The organism is Verrucomicrobiia bacterium, from assembly GCA_023953615.1.
In the GTDB taxonomy this organism is placed as follows: domain Bacteria; phylum Verrucomicrobiota; class Verrucomicrobiia; order Limisphaerales; family JADLHS01; genus JADLHS01.
Genome location: JAMLJH010000001.1, coordinates 2,346,858 through 2,364,073, shown reverse-complemented (window position 1 = coordinate 2,364,073; position 17,216 = coordinate 2,346,858). Strand labels below are relative to the sequence as shown.

At 55.9% G+C, this 17,216-nt stretch carries 15 protein-coding genes; 5 read left to right on the top strand and 10 right to left on the bottom strand.

Going from position 1 to position 17,216, the window contains the following annotated elements; translation table 11 throughout:
• Positions 1-51 precede the first annotated feature (51 nt).
• Positions 52-1,347: a glycosyltransferase gene (locus M9920_09900; GenBank protein ID MCO5052605.1), complete on the bottom strand. Its 1,296-nt coding sequence runs from the start codon at positions 1,345-1,347 to the stop codon at positions 52-54.
• Between the two features lie 211 nt (positions 1,348-1,558).
• Here M9920_09900 and M9920_09895 point away from each other — a divergent pair, with 211 nt between their 5' ends.
• From M9920_09895 to M9920_09875, 5 genes are read left to right on the top strand one after another with little or no spacing between them, the layout of a single operon-like run.
• Positions 1,559-2,353, top strand: a complete 795-nt coding sequence (locus tag M9920_09895; protein MCO5052604.1) for a WecB/TagA/CpsF family glycosyltransferase — start codon at positions 1,559-1,561, stop codon at positions 2,351-2,353.
• Positions 2,354-2,392: 39 nt separating this feature from the next.
• The gene (locus M9920_09890) at positions 2,393-3,364 is read left to right on the top strand and encodes an exosortase/archaeosortase family protein (GenBank protein ID MCO5052603.1); all 972 of its coding nucleotides are present in this window, start codon (positions 2,393-2,395) and stop codon (positions 3,362-3,364) included.
• On the top strand, positions 3,361-4,098 hold the full coding sequence (locus tag M9920_09885) for an EpsI family protein (protein ID MCO5052602.1): 738 nt from the start codon (positions 3,361-3,363) through the stop codon (positions 4,096-4,098). Before M9920_09890 ends, M9920_09885 begins: the two co-directional genes overlap by 4 nt.
• 22 nt (positions 4,099-4,120) lie before the next feature.
• Complete coding sequence (locus M9920_09880) at positions 4,121-5,515, top strand: sugar transferase (protein MCO5052601.1); 1,395 nt, start codon at positions 4,121-4,123, stop codon at positions 5,513-5,515.
• 43 nt (positions 5,516-5,558) lie between these two features.
• Positions 5,559-6,503 (top strand): SDR family oxidoreductase, encoded by a 945-nt coding sequence (locus tag M9920_09875; GenBank protein ID MCO5052600.1) that lies wholly within the window; start codon positions 5,559-5,561, stop codon positions 6,501-6,503.
• 111 nt (positions 6,504-6,614) lie between these two features.
• On the opposite strand, the gene M9920_09870 is transcribed toward M9920_09875, so the two are convergent.
• The 9 genes from M9920_09870 to M9920_09830 form a co-directional block, all read right to left on the bottom strand.
• Entirely contained in the window at positions 6,615-8,072 is a 1,458-nt protein-coding gene (locus M9920_09870) for an NADH-quinone oxidoreductase subunit N (GenBank protein MCO5052599.1), read from the bottom strand.
• Between the two features lie 75 nt (positions 8,073-8,147).
• Positions 8,148-10,589 carry a DUF87 domain-containing protein gene (locus M9920_09865; protein MCO5052598.1) on the bottom strand — a complete coding sequence of 814 codons (2,442 nt, stop codon included), beginning with the start codon at positions 10,587-10,589 and terminating at the stop codon, positions 8,148-8,150.
• The gene (locus tag M9920_09860; GenBank protein MCO5052597.1) at positions 10,586-12,184 is read right to left on the bottom strand and encodes an NADH-quinone oxidoreductase subunit M; all 1,599 of its coding nucleotides are present in this window, start codon (positions 12,182-12,184) and stop codon (positions 10,586-10,588) included. The genes M9920_09865 and M9920_09860 overlap by 4 nt, the downstream gene beginning before the upstream one ends.
• Positions 12,184-12,822 (bottom strand): NYN domain-containing protein, encoded by a 639-nt coding sequence (locus M9920_09855; protein ID MCO5052596.1) that lies wholly within the window; start codon positions 12,820-12,822, stop codon positions 12,184-12,186. The genes M9920_09860 and M9920_09855 overlap by 1 nt, the downstream gene beginning before the upstream one ends.
• 227 nt (positions 12,823-13,049) lie before the next feature.
• Positions 13,050-14,957, bottom strand: a complete 1,908-nt coding sequence (nuoL, locus tag M9920_09850; GenBank protein MCO5052595.1) for an NADH-quinone oxidoreductase subunit L — start codon at positions 14,955-14,957, stop codon at positions 13,050-13,052.
• A 140-nt stretch (positions 14,958-15,097) separates the two neighbouring features.
• Positions 15,098-15,403 carry an NADH-quinone oxidoreductase subunit NuoK gene (gene nuoK, locus M9920_09845; protein MCO5052594.1) on the bottom strand — a complete coding sequence of 102 codons (306 nt, stop codon included), beginning with the start codon at positions 15,401-15,403 and terminating at the stop codon, positions 15,098-15,100.
• A gap of 105 nt (positions 15,404-15,508) precedes the next feature.
• Complete coding sequence (locus M9920_09840) at positions 15,509-16,018, bottom strand: NADH-quinone oxidoreductase subunit J (protein ID MCO5052593.1); 510 nt, start codon at positions 16,016-16,018, stop codon at positions 15,509-15,511.
• Between the two features lie 6 nt (positions 16,019-16,024).
• Positions 16,025-16,567 (bottom strand): NADH-quinone oxidoreductase subunit I, encoded by a 543-nt coding sequence (locus tag M9920_09835; protein MCO5052592.1) that lies wholly within the window; start codon positions 16,565-16,567, stop codon positions 16,025-16,027.
• A gap of 63 nt (positions 16,568-16,630) precedes the next feature.
• A complete protein-coding gene (locus M9920_09830) occupies positions 16,631-17,047 on the bottom strand; it encodes a transposase (protein MCO5052591.1) in 417 nt (138 codons plus the stop codon).
• Positions 17,048-17,216 lie beyond the last annotated feature (169 nt).

The window sequence follows — 17,216 nt, the reverse complement described above, 5'->3', positions numbered from 1 at the left end:
CGAATCGCTTTCGTCCGATGCGGGACCAAATGGAAGATCAGGAATGCAGTATCAAGAGGGCTGTGGCGCGGAAACCCAAGTGTGATTTTCCAAAGGTTTCTCGACGGTATGCAAGGCTTTGGCCAGCGCCAAAAAATGCTGTTCCAGCGTAAAGTGTTGCAAAAAGTGTTTGCGCAAGGTTTCACTCGACGTGGCGGTAATCATTTGCACCAAAGTTTTGGCTATTTCATCTGGAGCGCGCGGCGGAACGATGCCCGGATAGTTCGGAGGCAGTAATTCAGGAATCGAACGCCAACGGCTGGCGATAACCGGCAACCCAAAGGCCATCGCTTCCAACACCACGAGACCGAAACTCTCGGCGTAGTAGTGCGTCGGAAAACAAAAACAATCGCTTTCGGCAAAGGCGCGGTGTTTTGCTTCGCCAGTGACAAAACCCAGGTAGCGCACGCAAGATTGTTGACCGGCCACTTGCAAGTCGGGTTGCTGAATACGCTGTTGAAACTCCTGCTTCTCCGATGCGGACATGAATTCACCCGCGACCGTAAGGTGAATGCGGATTGGCGTTTTAAGCTCGGCTAAATGCCGGTTCGCTAGCGCCACACCGTCAATAGCGTCGAACAGCCCCTTGCCTCGGGTGCAATGAGCAAGAAACAGCACATTGAACTGATGGAAGCCGCCGTTGCCCGGTCCCTGCCGTGACCCGGCGGCAAAGTCTCCGGACTGTAGTTTCTTCCGTTCTTCAAGACGCTGGCGACGCCGGGGCAATATCGTAGCCTCAAAATCCGGACAGGGATCCGGAATGCCGTCAGCCACGATACAAACTCGCCGCGAAAAGAATTTGTCCGCATCCAGCCGGTTGTAATTTGAAAGCACAATGCTCAAATCCACCTGTTTCATGAAGCGATAGGTTAATGCCCGAGTGCGGATTTGAGCGCTGGTTTCAAGCCATTTGGCCAGTCCGGCCGCATGCCAATGGAAAATCATCTTCTTGAAAAATGGCCGACAGAGGAGCATCACCATCCAATCGCGGTAAAGTGCGGAGCGTTTGCCGGGGGCCGGAATATAGTAGAAGTTTGTAACTCCGTAACGAAAGCGATACCCGATGGCCAACACGCAATAGAAGAACAGGCGTAACAACTTGCTTCCGTGAAATTCACCGATGTCCTCGATGCGTTTCGACAGGCAGGTGTTCACATGATAACACTCGATTCCGTAGTCCACCGGGTTGGCAGCGGGTTGCCCTTTTCCGGCAGCCCGGTTTCCACCAAATCCCGCCAACATCAACTGCACCATGTAGCTCTGGCCGTGCAGCGGGGGCGGCGTATGGGCAAAGACCAGCAGCTTCATGCGGTCCGGCTACAGTCGTTACAAATCCAGCGTTGCGACACGCCATTACTTTGCCGAACCGTGACCGCAAAAGAAGTCTTTTCTTGCTTGCCGTTGCGTTATGACAACACTTTCCACTGGTTGCAGCGCGGTTCTGGCGGGGTCGCTTTTCACCTTTGGAGGTCATTCGAGCCAGGTGGCGGCACCCGAATAATACCGCCCCGACCTATTGATGAAACGGTTGCATGTGCTCCAGGTCCCCTTGCTCGTAACTCATTACGAGGAGCTGGGTCGCTTGTGTCTCGATTGGGCCAAAGCACCGCAGTGCCGGGCCATCGAGTTCGTCAACACCCAGATCGTCACCATGGAACGGCACGAACCGGCCTTTGCGGCAGTCATGCAAGCGTATGATGACCAGGTGCCGGATGGCATGCCTCTCGTGTGGTGTTTGAATCGGGCCGGGGCCAATTTACGCGATCGCGTTTACGGGCCGACTTTCATGCGCCGCTTCCTCAAAACCGCGCCGCCGGGGACCACCCACTACTTGCTCGGCGGTTCCGCCGAATGTGGCGCAAATCTCAAAGATTATTTTCTGCGCCAGAATCCGAACCTCAAATTCGTCGGCGCGTTTCACGGTCGCTGCCACGCCGACGGCACTCTGGAAGGGGCGGCCGAGGCAGAGGTCATTGCGGAGATCAATCAGCTTGCGCCGGATTTTATCTGGATAGGATTGGGCACCCCCAAGCAGCAGGCGTGGACGCAGAAGCACAAGGCACAAATCCGACGCGGCGTTATTTTGTCGGTTGGATTCGCCTTTGACGTTAATGCCGGCACCAAGTCCGACGCACCGGACTGGATGCAACGGAGCGGATTGACGTGGTTACACCGCATGGGTTCTGAACCCCGCCGATTGATCCCACGTTATTTCAAATGGAATTTTCTCTTCCTGCTTTACCTGTTGCGCGATGGCTGTCGCGGGTGCGCCTACGGGAAACTCCCCGGGAATTTGATTGAGCAAAAACCCTAAATTTCTTATCCAATGCTTTTGGTCTAAGATAACTACCTGATGAACCGCGCGTCCTTTCATCCTCCCACCGACAGCCTGACGGATGAAATCCGGGCTTATTGGCGGCAGTTCCCGGACAAAGCTTTGTTTTTTGGACTGTTGATTGGCTGGTGCCTGCTCTTCCAATTATGGGGCAACGCTTCCTTTGGCTACACGCCCACGCCTTCCTTGTTCCAATGGATGCGCGTGGCGTATCGGGAAAATGCCATTTCTGACGATGGCCACGGCAATATGATTCCGTTGGTCGTGCTGGGAATTCTCTGGTGGAAACGGAAGGACTTGGCCGCGCAACCACTGCGCGCCTGGTGGCCGGCGCTCAGTTTCGTGGTTTTCGGTCTGTTGATGCACGCGATCGGTTTCATCATCCAGCAACAGCGACTTTCCATCGTCGGACTGTTTAGTGGCATTTACGGATTGATGGGCATGATTTGGGGGCCACGTTTTTTGAAGGCCACCTTCTTTCCTTACTTCCTTTTCATCTTCATGGTGCCCTTGGGATCGTTCACGGAGAAAATCGCGTTTCCGCTCCGCATGATGGTCACCTGGATTGTGCAACACCTGTTTGACGACGTATTCGGCATCGGGGTCATCCGCGCGGGGGCGCTGCTGTTTGATGCGACGGGCACCTACCAATACGAAGTGGCGGCGGCCTGTGGCGGGATGCGGAGTCTAATTTCCATTTTTCTGATCGCCCTGACGTATGGGTTCCTGGTTTTCCGGTCTCCTTGGAAACGAATCGTCATGGTTCTGGCCTCGCTGCCACTGGCGGTTATTGGCAATGTGGTGCGGCTTTCCTTCATCGTCGGAGCGGGAGAATGGGGCGGACAATCGGCGGGCAATTACGTACACGACAACACCTTCTTTAATCTGCTACCTTATATCCCGGCAATTATTGGAGTGATGTACATCGGCCGTTTCCTGGAGCGAATCGGACAACCCGAAACGTCCAGCACTCCACACAACCAGCCATGAACCGAACCAAGTATTTTCTTGCGGGCATCACGGCGCTGCTTATTGGCGGTGCGGCGATGGGATTGGCGCGCTATAAAACCATTCAGCGCCTGGGTGAGCCGGGCGTGAAAACCCGGCCGATTCCCGGCAGCCACAACGTCGAGGTGGTACTGCCTTCCGACATATTGGGCTACTCTTCCGAATGGATTCCGCAGAGTGAAATTGTCACCAACACCCTGCCGAAAGACACCTGCTACGGTCAGCGACAGTATCTCGCGCCCGATAAATTTTCCGTCAGCGCCAATGTAGTCCTGATGGGCGAAGACCGCGCCAGCATGCACAAACCACAATTCTGCCTGACCGGCGCGGGATGGAGCATTGATTCGACTGAAATCACCACCATCCCCATTGAAAAGCCGGCACCTTACGATTTGTCCGTCATTAAATTGAAATTGTCCGGCACGTTCACGCAAGATGGTCAACCCGTCCGCGCGGGCGGCGTTTATGTCTATTGGTATGTCTCGGATAAAAACATGAGCGCCGATCCCGATGGCAAAAAGCACATGTGGTCCATGGCGCGAACGCTGCTGACCACTGGAGTTCTGGAACGCTGGGCGTACATCACTTTCTTTGCCGTTTGTCCGCCGGGACAAGAAGATGCCACCTACGAACGCATGAAAAAATTGATCGCCGCCGCCGTGCCGGAGTTCCAGCTTGTTCACGGTCAACCTCAAGCCTTGGCGCGCGCCAACTAAACTCGGATCAAATTTCCCCACCATGCTTCGACGCGATCGTCAAATGCGGATGCAAATCAGCCAGTTGCTGGACGCTTGCATCTTCGCCGCCAGTTTCTGGCTGGCTTACGAATTCCGAGCTTCCGACTTTGTCACCGTCACCCTGGGGCAACCACCGATTGCTCCTTTTGACGTATTTTTCTGGCACTACCTGATCTTGATTCCGGTGTCGCCGTTGGTTTTGGAATTTCAGGGTTTCTACGATCGCTCCCTGATACGTTCCCGGAAAAGTTTGATCTGGGCGCTCTTCAAGGGTTGCCTCTTCATTTCCTTGGGACTGACGTTGGCCCTGTTCTTTTCACGCCTGCTGATCGCCCGGTTGGTACCCATCGGGTTTGGCGTGATTGCTTTTTGCCTGGTCCTGCTCAAAGAGGAATTACTTAAGTTCGCCGCCCAAAGTCGGTATGGTCAAAGCCAGTTTCGCCGCCACTTTCTCCTTCTCGGCACCAAAACGGAAACCGAACGCATCCGTCAAATGATTCAACAACGGCCTGAATCCGGTGTGGAAATCATTGCCGAATTGGATTTGAACAAACTTCAACAAGAGGAACTGGTTACGCTGCTACATGAGCGCGCCATCAATGGCGTCATTCTAAGCTCGCGACATTCGCTCTTTGATCGCGCTGAAATGGTGGTGCATGCCTGCGAATTGGAGGGCATCGAGGTTTGGCTCGTTGCCGATTTCTTCAAAACGCAAATTTCCACCACGACCATGGATGATTTTTATGGCCGCCCCATGCTGGTTTTCCGCTCCACTCCGGAAGTCTCCTGGCAGGGCAAGATGAAGGAAGTCATGGATTTCGTTGGTGCGCTGGTGATGCTGTTGACCGCGGGCCCATTGTTCATGATTCCCGCTGCGCTGCTGATCAAACTGACCTCCAAAGACCCCATCTTTTTTAAACAACGACGTTCCGGTTTGAATGGCGCTCCCTTCACCATTTATAAATTTCGCACCATGGTTACAAACGCCGAGCAGATCAAACACGAGCTTGCCGCCATGAATGAAATGTCCGGGCCAGTCTTCAAAATCACCAAGGACCCGCGCATCACTCCCCTCGGCCGATTACTGCGCAAAACCAGCATTGACGAGCTGCCACAACTTTTTAACGTCTTGCGCGGCGAGATGAGCCTCGTCGGCCCGCGCCCCCTGCCGGTGGACGAAATCAAGCGCATCAACGACATGGCCCATCGGCGCCGATTGAGCGTCAAGCCCGGTTTGACCTGCCTCTGGCAGGTGAGCGGACGCAACGAAATTAAAAAATTTGAGGATTGGGTGCGTCTGGACCTGGAGTACATTGATAACTGGTCGCTGTGGCTCGATTTCAAAATTTTGCTGCGCACCATTCCCGCCGTGTTTCGCGGCTCCGGAGCCAAATGACCGCGCCGGGTATTCCCACCACCGCCCCACTTTTTAAGTTTTCATGAAAGCAAAGCCACCCCTCTCTGTCGTCACCGGCGCCGCCGGTTTTCTCGGTTCGCATTTGACCGATTTGCTGTTGGCGCACGGCCATCACGTTGTCGGCATTGATAATTTCATCACCGGCAGCCGAACCAATCTCACGCATCTGCGGAACCATCGAAATTTTCGCCTGATCAAACAGGACATTTGCCGTCCGATCTCAATTGCCGGACCGGTGGATTACGTCTGGAATTTCGCCTCGCCGGCCAGTCCGATTGACTACCTTCAAATTCCCATTGAAACTCTCAAAGTTGGCTCGTTCGGCACCTACCAAACGCTGGAATTGGCGCGACGCAAAAAAGCGCGCTTTTTAACCGCTTCAACCTCGGAAGTGTATGGCGATCCCGTCGTCCATCCGCAAACGGAAGATTACTGGGGCAATGTCAACCCGATCGGCCCGCGCGGTTGTTACGACGAATCCAAACGCTTCTCGGAGGCCTTGGTCATGGGCTACCACCGGACCTACCAACTGGAAACCCGGATCGTGCGCATCTTTAATACTTACGGTCCACGCATGCGCCTCGATGACGGTCGAGTTGTCCCCGCGTTTATCAGTCAGGCCCTCACCGGTCAACCGATCACCATCTTCGGCACGGGCAAACAAACGCGCAGTTTCTGCTACGTATCGGATCTGATCGAAGGCATCTACCGACTGATGATGAGCGGTCATCATTTGCCCGTGAACATTGGCAATCCGCGCGAGATGACCATGCTGCAATTCGCGCGCGCCATCCTCAAGGCGACCAAGGCGCGCAGTCCGATCACCTTCAAGCCGCTGCCGCAGGACGATCCGAAGCAACGCCGACCCGACATCCGCAAAGCGCGCAAACTTTTACAATGGCAACCGCAGGTGACCTTGGAAAAAGGCATTGCCGAAACCATCGCTTACTTTCGGAATCGGGTTTGAGCAAATAATTCTGCGATCCCATTCGAATCCAGAATGGATGATGCCAGTCTGCGGAAAAGCGCGGTCTTCTGGTTAAAACTTGAGTTGCTCCGCCAATTGAACGAATTGCGGTTATTCCACTCCGGCTAAAGTGCCAACGGCGCGGCGCGCGACGTTCAACAAACCATTCGGCGCCGTTCCCAACCAGAGCATTCCAACAATGCAAAAACATGCCGTGGCTTTCAACGGCCAGGATACCACGATGGGCGTGGTTTCACCGGCGCTCTTGCTGAAGTAAATCGCTTTCACCACGCCGAAGTAGTAATAGAGCGAAATGACCACACCCACGAGTGCGACGAACGCGAGATAATAGTAACCGTAATAATCGGCTCCGCGCTCGATGACCGCTTTGAACAGCAGAAATTTTCCAAAGAAGCCCACCAGCGGGGGAATCCCCGCCAGAGAAATCATCGCCAGTGCCAACGTGACCGCCAACAATGGCGAGCGACGGTGCAGCCCGGCCAAACCGCCAATGTCTTCCGTTCCGAGATGGCGTAACACGGCAACAATCACGGCGAAAGCCGCGAGCGTGGTAAAGAGATAGCCGCCTAAATAATAAAGCACCGCCGCCTGCCCCGCGTTCGTGAGCGCGGCCACCCCCAGCAGCAGATAGCCCGCATGTGAGATGCTGGAATAACCCAGCAGGCGTTGCAGATTCCGTTGCGGCAACGCCCCCAGGTTGCCGTACAAAATTGTCATTGCGGAAATGATCAGCAGCAGTTTCTCCCAATGAATCGTCATGGCTGGAACCGCGCCGAACAGGAAGCGCAGCAGCAAAACAAAGCCGGCGGTCTTCGATCCGAACGCGAGGAAAGTGGCCGAGGGCGACGGCGCTCCCTGGTAAACGTCCGGTGCCCAAATGTGAAAAGGAAACGCCACAATTTTGAATCCGATCCCCACCAACACCAGCAACACGCCCGCCTGGAACACCCGGTTGCCAAGATACTGTTCGGACACCATGGCCAGTTCGTTAAAGTTGAGCTTCCCGGTAATCCCCCAAACCAGCGCCAGGCCATACACCATGAACGCCGAGGATAGCGCTCCGATGATCAGGTATTTGACGCCTGCCTCCAATGCGGTCACCCTCCCGCGCGTAAAACTGACCAGCACAAAAAATGTCACCGTGATCAGTTCAATCGCGACGTACAGCAGCACCAGATTATTGGCCGAGGCCGCGAACAACATTCCCGTCAACGCGAACAGAATCAGCGCGTAATACTCCGAAATGCCCACGGCGACGCGATCCGCGTATTCCACGGTAAAAATCAAAACCATGATGGCCGCGAGCAGAAACATGCGTTTGAAGAAGACCGAAAGTCCGTCCTGCACGAACATGCCGCCAAACGCCTCGCCACTCAGCGCACAACTGCTGTGCGCGGTGAACGTGTTCACGAACAACAACGTCAACGCGGCGGCGGCGAGATAACCCAATTGCCGTTTGCGCGCCGGCGGCAACCACAGGTCCACCAGTAAAATCAGGAGGCCCAAGGCCACCACCATCATCTCCAGACTGATCAAAGACAGATTCATATTTTGAATAAAATCATTACTGCTCCGCGGCGCCGCGCCGCGCGTTCAATGCTTCCAACCGACTCCGTTCACCGGTCAGTAAGCGGGATTCAGAATCCCCACCGCATCCCGACTGAACGGCAACCAAACCAGCGCCAACAGACGGACGTTGATATTCGTCCGCGTCGGGCGCAGCTCCAAAGTTTCCAAAACCTCCGTCGCCGGATCAACTCCAGCGCCCGCCGCTTCCGCTTCCGCTTTGAACTGAGCTTCAAGGTCCCGGTACTGTTGCTGCAACGCCTCGACCGTTTCCTGCGCTCGAGTCACATCGCCCGACTGATTCATGGCGCGTCCGGCGCTGCGCATGGTCGTTGCCGCTTTGCCAATCGTTCCGGCGGACACCGCCTTTCGGCCGAGAAACGCGCCCAGCAGCGTCGAGCTGAAAGAAATCACCGTATCAAACTTCGCGCGCTGGGCCTGCTCGGCTTCCCGCGCCTTGGCGGCTTCGGCACGGCGCACGCGTTCTTGCAACGCGGCCAGTTTGGGCGCGTATTTCTGGCGCAACTTTTCCGCCGCTGCATCGCGCGATTCGCGGACCACTTGTTGCAACCGGATGCGGAACTCGCGTTCCGTCTCTCCCGGCTTGGACACCTGGCGCGTGACGGGTGATTGCAGTAGAGCCAGTTGGTGATCGTTCTGAATCCAGGCGGTAAAATCCTTCGCCCAACCGGCGTAATTCTTCACCTGACTGGCGGCCGAGGCACAGGGAGCAAACTCAGCAGCGGCGGGATTTTTTTCCAAATCATTGACCGTAAGACTCAACGCTTCGGCGTTCGCCCAATCCACCGGCACGGCGTTGTCGGTGATTTCCGTCATGGCCAGCAAATCTTGCGTTAAATCAATCTTCAACTTCGAATCCGCGTAACGCACCTGGGCCGCGCCCAGCAATCGTGGCTGGTAAACCAGAGTGTGACTCGTCGGAATTCCGCCACGCAACGGAACGAAAAATTGAGCGACCTGCGGTGGCAGGACCGGACGCGCGGAGGCGGGCGCAGTCGCGGCAACCGCCGTCGCGGCGGCCAGACTTGTTTGCGGTACCGCTTTCGAGGCGGCAGCACCACGCTGCGCATCCATCAACATCTTGATTTGTGAACGCGAGAGCGGCCCGCGTAGATAGGCCATGGCCCAACGCGATTCAAAAATTTCCGTTCCCTCATCATGCACGCTGTGCATCAGAAACACGCGACTGCCCAAACCAGCCAAAGTTTCCTCCATGGCGCTCCGGTCAAAGCGCGCTCCGCGTCCGGCGACCGCACCTTCCAAACCTTCCAGTACGCGCGCTTTATCCCGATCCGTTTGCAGTCTCCCGATGAACCAGGTGCCGATATTGGCCAGACCTTTGTAATCCAGGTCCACGGGATTTTGAGTGGCCAACACCACCCCGACACCGAACGCCCGTGCCTGCTTGAGCAGCGTGAGCAAAGGCGGCTTCGACGGCGGATTCGCGACGGGCGGAAAGTAGCCAAAAATTTCATCCATGTACACCAACGCCCGCAGACTGTTTGTGCCGGACTGACTGCGCATCCAGCTCAACACTTGATTGAGCAACAACGTGACGAAAAACATCCGTTCGGAATCGCCCAGATGCGCAATGGAGAAAATGGCGACGCGCGGTTTGCCGGTTGCCGTGTGCAGAAAATTTCCAACGTCGAGCGGCTCGCCTTCAATCCAGGTGGCAAAACTGGGTGAAGCAAGCAGGTTGTTGAGTTGCATCGCCAGTTCAAAACGTTCCTTCGCCGGATAGAACGCTTCAAGTTCCAGCACGCCGACGCGCTGCACGGGCGGATTTTGCACCGCTTGAATCAGCGCCGCCAAATCGAGATCGCGTCCCTTGGCCCACGCGTCCTGAAGCAGGTTGCTCAACAGAATGCTCTCGCGGCTTTTGACTGGATCGGCATTGATGCCCACCAAGCCCAGCAAGCCAGTCACCGTGGAACTGACGCGCTCGCGCAATAATTCGCCGTCCTCCAAAATTTCCGGAGGCGGCACGGCGAACGATTTCAAAATGGAAACCGGAAGTCCCGCGCTGCTGCCGGGCGTATAAATGGTAAAATCCGCCGCCTCGCGCAGCCGACGAATACGTTCGCCATCCTGTTCCCACGCGGCCAAGCCCTTTTTCCAAAGCGCAGCTTGTTGCGCGGCGAACGCATCCACGCTCAGTCCCTGTCGCCGTGCGTCATCGTCGTTGATCCACGGCGCGAAATCCTGCGGTCGCAACTCGGGAAAGGTCAGCAGCAGATTGCCAAGGTCGCCCTTCGGATCAATGACGATGGCCGGGATGCCATCAATCGCGGCTTCCTCAATCAAATCAAAGCAAAGCCCGGTCTTGCCGCTGCCCGTCATGCCGACGACCAGACCATGCGTCACGAGGTTCTTTGACTCGTAAAGTATCAGATCGGATTGCGCCTGCTTCTGCCGCGGATCGTAGCGCCGACCCAAGTAGAACACACCGAGCTTTTCGTAATCGGGCGTGCTCATTTGTCCCCGGTAGATTGAAGTTGCGCGGTTGGCTGGATCGGATTCCCGGCAATGATCGCCGGAGCGGAATCAGTGCCGGTGCGAATCGCCGTCGCCATGCTGACAATCTGCTCCGTCACCGGTTTGATTTTTTCCGTCAGCAAACGCGGAAAAAAGCCGAACACCAAGAGACTGGCAATTAGCAATGCGTAGGGCAGCTTGCGCCAGAGGGTGGCGTCGGCCACGTTGGGCGCATAAGCGCGAGTTTCGTCCAGCGGACCGTGCATGACCGTTCGCACGGCGCGCAACATGTAAACTGCGCCGATGATCAACGCTCCCCAAATCGCCAGCACGACCACCACCCGCAACGCCGGCTCCGCCCAGGCACCGAAGAACACCGTGATTTCACCCCAGAAATTTAGAAAGCCCGGCAAGCCGCAGCCCGCCATTGCCGCCATGACGAACGCAACGCCGATGAAGCGCATCTTGCGCGCCAGTCCGCCCAGTTCACTCATCACCAGGGTGCCGGTGTGATGGTAAATGAAACCGCTCAAACCAAACGTCAACGCCGCCAGGAAACCGTGCGCCACCATGATCACCACCGCGCCCGTTACTCCGATGAGATTCAAACTCGCAATCCCCAGGAACACGAAACCCATGTGCGCCACGCTGGAGTTGCCATAGAGCAGGTTCAAATCCTTCTGCCGAATGGCCACCCAACCGACGTAGAGAATGTTGCCCAAACACAACCACGCGAGGATGGTCATCCAACCGCGCGTCGCCTCCGGCATCATCGGTAACGCCACGCGGATCAAACCGTAGAGGCCGAATTTCTTCAAGACTCCCGCATGTAACATGGCCGTGGCGCTCGGAGCCGAACTGTAACCCAGCGCCGCCCACGAATGAAACGGCCACAGTGACACCAGAATGCCGAAGCCGAACAGCAACAGCGGAAAGATGAAGTTCTGCGCGTTCAACGCCATCGTATGCTCAGCGAAATACTGGGTGAGCGTGGGAATATCGAAGGTGCGCCCGTCCGCCGGCATTTGCAGATATAACGCAATGAGCCCAATCAACGCCAGCAACGCGCCGAAACTCAAATAAAGCGTAATCTGAAACGTCGCGTAGTTCTTCCGTTCGCCACGGCCCCAGACGCCAATCATGATGAATGTGGGCACCAACGCCAGTTCATGACAGAAGTAGAAAAAGAACAGGTCCAGCGACATGAACGCGCCGAGAATGCCGCCGGTCATTACGAGCAGCAGGATGTAAAATTCCTTTTCGCGCGATTTGATCTCGAACGCACAACACGCCGCAGCGAACGCCACAATCGCGCCCATTAACACCAGGCCGACGTTCAAACCGTCCACACCCAGCCGACAGGCGATGCCCAACGCTTCCGCTCCCAATCCCGGAATGGTGCTGACAAACCGATAGCCATTCGCATCCGGTACGGCGTCGTTAAACTGCCAGAACATCACAAGGGCCAGCAGCATCGTGATAAACGTCACCCCGATGGTGACGCCGCGCATGATGACGGACAGATTGCGCGGGACCAGCGCCAGCACGACGGCGGCGAGCAGCGGTAGAGCAAAGATTAAGGTCAAGGTCGTCATCAGCTTTTGGATCTCCGTTTCAGGCGATAGTCTCGCGTATCCAGGCAGGCATCATAAGTCATCCGATCAATGGTGATCCAATCCGTCCCATTGATACCCCGCGCGTTGTGCGGGACGGGACTTATAGGAAAGGCCGACGCGATTTTCAACCAACGGTTCTGTTCCTTGGCAATCACACGGATTTCATCGGCGACCTCCGACAAGTCTTGGTCCTGACTGAAAATGATCGCCACATCGAATTGATTCCGGTACGCCAGACCAACCACATCAATCGCCAGTCGGACATCCACGCCTTTTTCTTGAGCCACCGGGACAGAATACGGGCGGCCATCTGGTAGGCGGATTGTGTGCAAGCGATATCGCAACGGACGTGAGAAAACGTGGACGCCCTGCCGTCCCATTTGCGCCAGCTTTGCCTTCCAAAAATGACTCCACGTCGCGTCGTCGTCGGAATTTGGGATACCGGTGTAGAACCGCGTTTGCGTCAATTGCCAATTCTGCTGCTGACAGACTTTTGCCGACAGCAGAGCAATGTCGTAATTCGGATACGTGTAACCAAAAACCTGCTTGGCGGCGTAGAACAAGTTCTGGCCATCCACAAAAACCATTGCGCGCTTAATGGCTGGTTCAGCAGGCATGAGAGAGAAAAAATAACCCCGCAAGAGGCCTTTCGGCGTGTCCGCGGGGGGCAGATAAATCTAGTGCCGAAGCACTCCGGATAAGTAACCGTTTTGGCTGAAATTTGTCAACCGCGGATTTTGAAACGCCTACGCCGCGCATGATGATGGACAGATTACGCGGGACCAGCGCCAGCGCGACGGCGGCAAGCAGCGGCAAAAGAAAAATTAGAGTTAGCGTTGTCATCTTACTTCCCAAGCACGAACCACAGCACCACCGCCACCCCAACCGCGAACAGGAAGGCGTAGGTCCGGAGATTGCCGGTTTGGAACTGGGTCAAGGCGCGGCCGGCCAAATCCGTTCCGCCGCGCACAAAGCCAATGCAAAAGCCCTCAACAATCCAGCGGTCCATCCAAGCGGCAATTGCCGCAATCGTATCGTGCAGCCGGATGACCGTGGCTTCATAAATTTCGTCGAAGTAAAAGCGGTTCGCCATCGCCCGGGACAGCGCGCCGAGCTTGGCGGGCAGCGGATCGCTCTGGGCTTGGGCGTAAAGCGCGCGGGCGGCAAGAAAACCAATGGCCACGGCAATCAAACCACTGAACGCCGCCACCGGCGCATGTAAAAATGGCGCGATGATTTGCGTGAACCAACCCGTGGAATCGGCCTCACCGGCCGCAACATTGTCAAATTGCGAATCGAATAATTGGCTGATGCCAATCAAGCCACCGACGATGCTCGCAACCCCCAAAATGCGCAGCGGCCAGATCATTACCCCGGGCGATTCATGCGCATGTTCAGCCTCGGGCACTTTGGCTTCGCCAAGGAACGCCACGTAGAGCAGGCGGAACATGTAGAACGTGGTCAGCACCGCGACGAGAGTGCCGATGCCAAACAGCGCGTAACCACTAAACGGATGCTCCGATGCACTCTGCCAGGCCTGAGCGAGGATGGCGTCTTTGGAGTAAAAGCCGCTGAACGGCGGCACGCCGCAGAGCGCCAGGGTGGCCACCAGAAACGTCCAGAACGTCACCGGCATTTTCTTGCGCAGTCCGCCCATCTTCCAAATGTCCTGTTCGTGATGCAGCGCGATGATCACTGAACCCGCGCCGAGGAACAGCAGGGCTTTGAAAAACGCGTGCGTGGTGAGATGAAACATTGCCGAGGTCGGTCCGCCCAAACCCACCGCCATCACCATGTAGCCGAGTTGTGAGAGCGTCGAGTAGGCGAGGATGCGTTTGATGTCGTTTTGCTGCACGGCAATCAGCGCGGCGAGCAATGCGGTAAATCCGCCGATCCAGGCAATGACGGTGAGGGCATCCGGCGTGAAGATGAAAAACACGCGACAGAGCATGTAAACGCCAGCGGCAACCATCGTGGCAGCGTGGATGAGCGCGCTGACGGGCGTTGGACCTTCCATCGCGTCGGGCAACCAGACGTGCAGCGGGAATTGCGCGGACTTGCCAACCGCGCCGCAGAAGATCAGAAGGCCGGCGAAGCCCAACCCTAAATGAACGACCAATATGTCTTTCGTGCCGGGATCGATTCCTTTTTCCATCCAAGCTTTAATAGCGTCGAATCCAAGCGAGCCTGCCAGCGCCCAGAAAGTTAAGATTCCCAAGATGAACCCAAAGTCGCCCAGTCGGTTTGTGATGAACGCTTTTTTCGCGGCATCGGCGGCGCTGGGCTTTTCAAACCAAAATCCGATGAGCAGGTAGCTCGACAGGCCGACCAGTTCCCAGGCGATGAACAATTGCAGGAAATCGGTGGCGAGCACGATGCCGAGCATCGAGAACGTGAACAGGCTCATGCACGCGAAGAAACGCGAGAAACCGGGATCGTCCCGCATGTAGCCGTACGAGAAGATATGAATGATGCTGCCCACGCCGGTGACGATGAGCAGCATCATCAAACTCAGCGCGTCGAGCTTGAGACCGAAGCTCACGTTGAAGTCGCCGATGGCCAGCCAATTGACGGCGACCTCGCGCGTTTCCCAACCGCCTAACTTAATGAGCGTGAGCGTGAGGACGAAACTCGCGCAAATGGCGCCGATGGACAGCGTGGCGCTGACGGCCCGGTTGCGTTGCGTAAACAACGTAATCAATCCGGTCGCCACCAGCGGCAGGAACAGGATTATCCAAGGTAACTGGTCCAAGATCATTCGCTAAAGCGTTACAAGGTTAAAATACTGCATCGTTGCCACGAACTTCACGCCGGACGAATCGCCCGATTTAACGGGGCAACGTTTTAACGTCTTAACAGATTCGTGTTTATTCGTGTCCATTGGTGGTTGCCTTAATTTCTCAGGCTCGTCAAATCCTCCACATGCGCGGAGCGGCGCTTGCGATAGAGCGCCACAATCAGGGCCAACCCCACCGCCACTTCGGCCGCGGCAACGGTGATTACAAAAAACACCACCATCTGCCCGTCGAGATTGTCGTTGAACCGGGAAAAGGAAACCAACGCCAGATTCGCCGCATTGAGCATCAACTCCAGCGACATGTACATCACGAGCAGATTGCGGCGCGTGATCACGCCGAGCAGCCCCAGCGCGAACAACAGCGCGCTCACCACCAGATAATGTTCCAGTCCTACGTTCATTTCTTCGAATCGTTACATCGTTAAAACGTTGAATCGTTAAAACGAGACTGACGCAGCGGCGTTTGGCCGCTGTAACCGTTTAACTCGGTAACGCTGTAACGCATTTTATTTCAAATCTTTTTTACTCAGGAGAATCACCCCCACCATGGCCACCAGGAGCAGGATGGAAACGATCTCGAACGGCAACAGGTAATTGGTGAACAACAGTTTGCCCAGCGCGGCGGTGTCGCCAACGGCGGTCGGGGCGGGCAAATCCTGGCCCGGCGACGACGCGAGCAGCGAGCGCACGAACAAAGCCACAATGGCGCCCACGGAAACCACGCCCGCCACCAACCCGGCCAGCTTGACTCGGCGGCGTTCCTCTTCCTTCAAATCCAGCAGCATGATGACAAAGAGAAACAACACCATGACCGCGCCCGCATAAACAATCACCTGCACCGCCGCAAGGAAGAAGGCCCGCAACAAGACGAACAATCCGGCGAGCGAGACAATCGTCAGCACCAGAAACATCGCGCTCGTGACCGGATTACGGCTGAACGGATTCGCGATGACCAGTGCGCCGAAGATCAGCGTAGCCGCCGCGAAGAGATAGAATAAGAAATCAGGGATGGCCATGTGTTTTCAAACTTTTACCGGAAAATCTTCCTGCGCCTTGGCTTCTTCCAGTTTGTGTTTCCATTTCTGGACGCCTGCGTGGGTGCCGCCCAAGTCGAGGAGTTTTTCCTTGTTGTAAATCATTTCCTTCCGGTTCGTGCCGGTCAGGGAATAATCCTTTTGCAGAAAGATGGCTTCCTCCGGACAGACTTCCTGGCAGAAACCACAGAAGATACAGCGCAGCATGTTGATCTCGAATTCCTTCGGCATTTTCTCCGCGTTCGGACGATCCGCCAGTTCTCCCGCCGGACCGGGCGGCGTGATTTTGATGGCCTTGGGCGGACAGACAAATTCGCAAAGCTGGCAGCTCACGCACTTGGTGTTGCCTTCCTGATCGCGCACCAGATACGGCGCGCCCCGGTACCCGGCGGGCACCACCCATTTTTCCTCGGGATATTGCATGGTCACCTTTTTCTTGAAGAAGTGACGCAGCGTGACTTTGAAGCCGCCAATGATGGCCGGCAGGTACAACCGTTCCCAGAGACTTAAAGGTTTGCGTTTAATGATCATTTCAAATCTCAATAGCACCCGGCTTCAGCCGGGTGGGTTCGAGGCCCAGTTGGGAAAACCGTTTCAACGGTTTTCCTCCTCTTGCCATGCTAATCCATAGCGTTCGACAAATTGCCTTAATTCTTCGGAGAAAGTCTTTTTCCGGTGATGCTCTTCCTGTCGGGCGATATAAGCGCACACCTCGTTCACCCCGGAATGGGAAACGGAAAAAGCGCCATAACCGCGTTGCCACCCGAACTTGCCTGCAATCAGGTTGCTTTCGTTCACCCAGTGCGATGATTCACCTTTTAGCAATTGCACTACTTCATCAATCGCCTTGCCGACGGGCAAGTCCACCAGCACGTGGGTGTGGTCAGCATTGACAAAGTTGATCTTCATGTAGATGCCTTTCTTGTGGGCATGCTCGTGCAAATGCGCTGACAACCTTGCTGCCGCCGGTTTTGGCAAAAGCGGACGCCGCTCGATTGTTGCCCAAACCATGTGCAACCAACAACGCGTATAGGAATGGAGTGGCATAGGTTGGTCATGGGCAATATTCGGCTCTACTCCCGATCTGAAAAACCGTTAAAACGGTTTTTGCGTTATTTCGAATCGTTAACACCCAGCTGAAGCTGGGTGCTAATGAGAGAAACGGCGTTCCAGCCTGCGT